Source organism: Vibrio sp. T20 (genome assembly GCF_007858795.1).
GTDB classification, from domain to species: domain Bacteria; phylum Pseudomonadota; class Gammaproteobacteria; order Enterobacterales; family Vibrionaceae; genus Vibrio; species Vibrio satsumensis.
Genome location: NZ_VFEB01000134.1, coordinates 1 through 227, shown reverse-complemented (window position 1 = coordinate 227; position 227 = coordinate 1). Strand labels below are relative to the sequence as shown.

Below are 227 nucleotides of genomic sequence, written 5' to 3'. Positions count from 1 at the left end.
CATTCACCAAGTTTGCCTGATATTCTCTTACCTTGTCTCGCTATCGCGACGACTGCCTCCTCAAAGCGAGAACGAAACTCCACCTCTTTTAGAGTTCTGCCTATCAAAACAGACTCCGGACTCACTAATACCTCTACGAGGTTTTTATCCAACTCGAACTCTTCTTCAACGTACAGTTTTAGTCCATCAAAGGTGAACAACTGTTTTACTTCCGAGACGTCGCCACT

At 44.9% G+C, this 227-nt stretch carries 1 protein-coding gene; it reads right to left on the bottom strand.

The genetic code is table 11. The annotated features are described in order from the left end of the window. Positions 1–227: TrkA C-terminal domain-containing protein (locus FTW16_RS24630; RefSeq protein WP_222433364.1), on the bottom strand; the 227-nt coding region annotated here is incomplete at both ends.